At 49.9% G+C, this 5502-nt stretch carries 5 protein-coding genes; all 5 read right to left on the reverse strand.

The genetic code is table 11. The annotated features are described in order from the left end of the window. Nucleotides 1-83 precede the first annotated feature (83 nt). The 5 genes from nosP to exaC all read right to left on the reverse strand — a co-directional run bounded on the left by nosP (nucleotide 84) and on the right by exaC (nucleotide 5498). Entirely contained in the window at nucleotides 84-1277 is a 1194-nt protein-coding gene (nosP, locus tag AC4MRN_RS19185) for a nitric oxide-sensing protein NosP (RefSeq protein WP_073317460.1), read from the reverse strand. A gap of 67 nt (nucleotides 1278-1344) precedes the next feature. Beyond that, nucleotides 1345-2070, reverse strand: a complete 726-nt coding sequence (locus tag AC4MRN_RS19190) for an ABC transporter ATP-binding protein (RefSeq protein ID WP_491204205.1) — start codon at nucleotides 2068-2070, stop codon at nucleotides 1345-1347. Between the two features lie 56 nt (nucleotides 2071-2126). Continuing rightward, nucleotides 2127-2882 carry an ABC transporter permease gene (locus AC4MRN_RS19195; RefSeq protein WP_491204206.1) on the reverse strand — a complete coding sequence of 252 codons (756 nt, stop codon included), beginning with the start codon at nucleotides 2880-2882 and terminating at the stop codon, nucleotides 2127-2129. Continuing rightward, nucleotides 2875-3867 (reverse strand): ABC transporter substrate-binding protein, encoded by a 993-nt coding sequence (locus AC4MRN_RS19200; protein WP_491204207.1) that lies wholly within the window; start codon nucleotides 3865-3867, stop codon nucleotides 2875-2877. The genes AC4MRN_RS19195 and AC4MRN_RS19200 overlap by 8 nt, the downstream gene beginning before the upstream one ends. A gap of 113 nt (nucleotides 3868-3980) precedes the next feature. After that, the gene (gene exaC / locus AC4MRN_RS19205; protein WP_491204208.1) at nucleotides 3981-5498 is read right to left on the reverse strand and encodes an acetaldehyde dehydrogenase ExaC; all 1518 of its coding nucleotides are present in this window, start codon (nucleotides 5496-5498) and stop codon (nucleotides 3981-3983) included. Between the last annotated feature and the right edge of the window lie 4 nt (nucleotides 5499-5502).

A 5502-nucleotide genomic window follows, 5' to 3' on the forward strand; every position in this document is an offset into this window, starting at 1 on the left:
GCGCAGGCGCGCCAGCTCATCGGCGGGGTTTTCTGCTTCTATTGGCGGTGGCGTTGATGCGACCTCAGTGTTGGCAGGTTTGCTCAAGGCTGGCTCCGGTGAGGCGCTCCAATGGCAACACCCGTAAAGGTGTGATTCAGATGCAGTCCATTGATTTGCTCACCATAGGTGTTAAACCCAATCATATGGTGGTCCCGGTACAACGACGACATGGACTCACACAGGTCCAGCTTATCGATTTCCGCGCGTCTGTGAATACAGTCAAATCCTATCAGTAAGTCGATATTGCCTAACCGTTGTTGCAGTTCGTTCAACACCATGGCGGTATGGGCATGCAGGCCGCTTGACTGCATGCGGGTAAGCACGATACCTGCATCAATGGCACAGAAGAATGTGAGGCTCAGGTCATCGTTAACCTGCTGGATGCTGCGAATATACAGCTGATCGCCAATTTGTACGGCTAATGGATTCATGGCGAATACTTCAGAGCTGAGTTCTTCCAGCTTTAGACCGTTAATTCTGCAGTATTCCAATGCCGCCGGTTCGGCGTTAAATTCTTCGACAACGCGCTGACCTGGTGCGGTTTGGGTCACCACCAGTTTTTCTTCTTCGGGGGCCAGGTGGTGATAACTGAACACTTCAAACTGACAGCTTGTGTTGACCAGCATAAAGACCGCCGCATGGCTATAAAAGCGACCATTGCAAAAGACCTGGGTATCCACAAAGTGCTGATCGTCACCGGCTGAGCCGCCAACTAACGGGATGTCCTGTAAACTCAGATTCAGGGCATTAATAACCAGTTCTTCGCGAATTGACAAGCCGTCAAGTAAGGTTAAACCAAAACAGTGTTGTTCGATGGGGCCGGCAGAGACGGTTCTCTTGCGTAAATTTTCCAGCATGCCGCTAACCAGTTCATCGGCATCGGTTTCTGAAAAGGTCGCCAGATTCTCGATCAGTGCAGTCTCTACTGAGAAATGTTGTTTGCTAAGTGCAAAGGCACTAATGGAATGCTTTCTGCAGCCAAGAGGCGTAATTTCACCGGCAGATGTACAGCCTATAACCGTGATATCACCAAAATAGCGACTTAGCTCTTTTGACAATTGTTCCAGCGGGTAACGCGTACAGCAATAGAACACCACGCAAGTGGCTTCGCATTCAGCAAGTGACGTATAAATTTCTTTGGCTGCAACGACCGGATCCAGGCTTTCAGAGCCCGCACGGGCAACAGCTGGGGCGAAGGTATCGTTTACCGCGTGTTGAATTGAATGAGACAGCATAAAAACTCCCTGACAAGGCTTGATTTTATCTGCTTCACAATTGATTAACAAGTTCGGTAACATGCTTTTACCCCGCCGTTTGCGCGTTTGGTGGTATTTGGTTTTTCTCATCGGTCAGCCACGTGCGCAGTTGTTGCGTAATCGCTTGAATATCGGCGTTGTCGATGGGTCTCGGTCGTGGCTGGGGGATTTGTATTCGGTGCTTTATACTCATGGGAGAACGGCCTGCAACCAGGACCCTGTCTGCGAGTGCAACAGCTTCTTCAACATCATGAGTAACCAGTAATACCGACGTGCCCTGTTTCGCCCATAACAGTAACAAACGTTCTTTTATGTCCGACGCGGTTTGAATATCCAGTGAAGAGAAGGGTTCATCTAATAGCAGAACGTCCGGTTCATGAGCAAACGCCCGGGCCAGCGCGGCGCGTTTAAGCATGCCACCCGACAGTTGATTCGGAAAAAACTGTGCGTTGTCAGCCAGGCCCACTTCTTCGAGCCAGTATCTGGCGCCGTCGATTTTGGCTTTTCGCGAGCCATTGATAACCAGTGCAACATTGTCTTGTAACGTTAACCAGGGCATTAAGCGATGCTCCTGAAACATCAGTGCGACTTTGGCATTTTGTCGGGTATTCAGCGTGTTGTCGCCGTAGGTAATGGCGCCGCTAAAATCCTTGTCGAGGCCGGCCATGATATTCAGCAGCGTGCTCTTTCCTGCCCCGGATGGCCCGGTTAAGGCTACAAATTCTCCCGGGTGTATAGTCAGGGAAAAGTCGCGAATAACCGGTATTTTCACGTTATTTAGATTCTTAGTATCTAAAAATGCTTTATTAGCAACGCAGACCCCGTAACTTAACGCCATCGCAGAACCCTCCGTTCCCACGGACGCAGAATCCCTGCTTCAACGGCAAAAATAATACAGGCAAATGCCAGGGTGTAAGCCAGCACGCTGGTGATATCAAAAAACTGGAAAAACAGCGACAGTTGAAATCCTACGCCGCTACTGCAACCGAGCAGTTCTACAACCAGTACTATCTTCCAAACCAGCGCCAGTCCACTGCGGGCCGCGGCTAAAAAATACGGGTACAGTTGTGGTAAGTATACGTGGGTAAGCTGGCGCGTTAAGGGCAGTCGATACACTTTACCTACCGCCAGTAACTGAGCGTCGACAGCGCGCGCTCCTTCGCGAAGGGTAACGGCGATGTTGGGTGTTTTGTTTACAATCACTGCGGTGAGTGCAGCTACTTCATTCAGACCAAACCAGATAAAACAAAGAATGATCGTTACCAAAGCCGGAATATTCAGCGCCAGGGTGGTAAGGCTGTCGAGCCATAAATCAAGGTACCGGAATTTCCCCATCAGAATACCAAGCACACTGCCCAGCACCATCGCGATACTAAAACTAATCGCAATGCGCCCCAGCGTAATACCTAAGTGGTGAGGTAATTCACCGGATTCCGAGTGCTGCCACAGGCTGTTAATTACCTCCAGTGGAGACGGGAGCAGCGCAGGCTCGATGAGGCTTACAACAGATTGCCAAATTACGATCAGCCCTACAACAGAGCATACGCGAATTAGCGATGCATGGGGCTGTGTAGGGTTATTCATCGGATCCTAACACTGTGTTTTGCCAGAATAGGGAAGTGGGAATTGTGTCCAGTTGCCCGGTTAGTGTTTGGGCGTCGTCGTATTGCTTGATTACCCTTAGGATTGTTTGCATGTCCTGCCAGGTCGCCGGTCCCCACCGGGTAGGAATGCCGGCACGATAGGCACTGATCAGGGCAGGATGTACCGATGCCGGGTATTTGCTTGTAAAAGAATCAATATTCTTCCACATGTCGTCCTGTTTGTTGAGCATGCTACGGATAGCATATGAGCGTTGCAGAAAAGCGTTTACTAACTCAGCATGTTGGTCGCCCCACTCACGTTTGTACAGCCACCCCAGCACTGGCACTTCTTTTTGAATACCAAAGCTGTTGAGTATGTCCTGCATGGTGAGCATGGGCGTGTAGTTGTCGTTGGTAAGCACAGCCGCGTAATGCCAGAAGGTGAGTACCGCATCAATATCACCGCGTTTCAGGAGTGAGTTCAGCATTGGCGGTGCCGCGAACTTGATGGTCGTGCTGCTGGCAATATCAACATTAAATTGCTTGAGAGCATAGGCCCGGTACAGGATGTAGTTTTTATTAGCTTTGCCTCCGGCAATGCCCAGTGTTTTTCCGTCCAGTGCCTTGATTGACTGGTTGCTCAGCGCAGGGGATGCGATAAGGGTCCCTGCAGCGGTTGAATAAGGGTAAAAATAGAATTCACGTTTATGCAGATGTTGGCGAGCGGCCCATAGCCAGTCACCTATGATCATGTCTACCGCTCCGCCTTGCAGCGCAATAGTTAATGCTTGCGGCGAACCTAATGGAACCAGTTCAAGCTGATAGCCAACGTTTTCAGGTGCGTCTTGTTTGGCAATGTCGAGTTCCCAGTTAAGGGTACCGTAGGTCAATACACCAACGCGAAGTACAGGAAGCTGACTGGATGCATGTGCTGTGGGTAACAGCAGAATAACGAGAAATAATGAGATAAGAACGGCGATTCTCATACGTTCACTTCTAACCTCAAAGTAAGTGTGAAACGGCAAGTGACTCGCGAAGGCCGTAAAAGATCTCCGCGCGAACGCGGAGATCGTTACTTACGCCAGTAATGGCAACGCTTTTAGAAAAAGCCCAGTGGGTTGATGTCGTAGCTAGTCAGCAGGTTTTTGGTTTGCTGATAGTGGTCCAGCATCATTTTGTGAGTCTCACGGCCCACCCCAGATTTCTTGTAGCCACCGAATGCTGCGTGAGCAGGGTAGGCGTGGTAGCAGTTCATCCACACACGACCCGCTTCAATGCCGCGACCCATACGGTAGGCAAGGTTAGTATCACGTGTCCAGACGCCCGCACCTAAGCCGAACTCAGTGTTGTTGGCGATGGCCAGTGCTTCTGCTTCCGTTTTAAAGGTAGTTACACCTACAACCGGGCCGAAGATTTCTTCCTGGAACACGCGCATGTCATTTGAACCTTTCAGCAGTGTTGGTTGTACATAGAAACCGTTGCTGAAACCTTCTACATTAGCAGGGCCGCCACCGATAAGGACTTCGGCACCTTCTTTCTTACCAATTTCCAGGTAGCCCAGGATTTTGTCGTACTGTTCAGCTGATGCCTGCGCACCAACCTGCGTATCGGTATCCAGCGGGTTACCACGTTTGATTTGCTGAGTACGCGCGATAACAAGAGAGATGAAGTCATCGTACATATCTTCCTGGATCAGAGCACGTGAAGGACAAGTACATACTTCACCCTGGTTGAAGAACGCTAATACGGTACCTTCAACACACTTGCTCAGGAACTCGTCTTCGTGCTTCATTACGTCGCTGAAGTAGATGTTTGGAGACTTACCGCCCAGCTCAACAGTAGATGGGATGATGTTCTCAGCAGCACACTTCAGGATGTGTGAACCAACTGGAGTAGAACCGGTGAAAGCGATCTTAGCGATGCGCTTGCTGGTTGCCAGTGCTTCACCCGCTTCTTTACCGAAGCCGTTTACTACGTTAAGTACGCCTGGTGGTAACAGGTCACCGATGATTTCCATTAGTACCAGGATAGATGCTGGAGTCTGCTCCGCAGGCTTAAGAACAATACAGTTACCAGCAGCCAGTGCAGGTGCTAGTTTCCACGCCGCCATTAGCAGTGGGAAGTTCCATGGAATGATTTGACCAACAACACCTAGAGGCTCGTGGAAGTGATACGCGATAGTGTTCTCATCGATTTCACCAATAGAACCTTCTTGTGCACGTACACAGCCCGCAAAATAACGGAAGTGGTCAGCGGCCAATGGAATATCTGCGTTTAATGTTTCGCGAACCGCTTTACCATTGTCCCAGGTCTCAGCAACAGCCAGTGCTTCCAGGTTGGCTTCAATGCGGTCTGCAATTTTTAACAGGATGTTTGAGCGAGCGGCAACAGACGTTTTGCCCCAGGCTGCTTTTGCTTTGTGAGCGGCGTCCAGCGCCAGTTCAATATCTTCCGCTGAAGAGCGTGGGATTTCACAAAATACTTCGTTGTTAACAGGTGATACGTTGTCGAAATACTGACCTTTAACGGGAGCAACCCACTCGCCGCCAATGTAGTTTTCGTATCGTGATTTAAATGAGACGACAGAATTTTCTGTTCCAGGTGCTGCATAGATCATGTTG

This window comes from Marisediminitalea sp. (assembly GCF_984433645.1).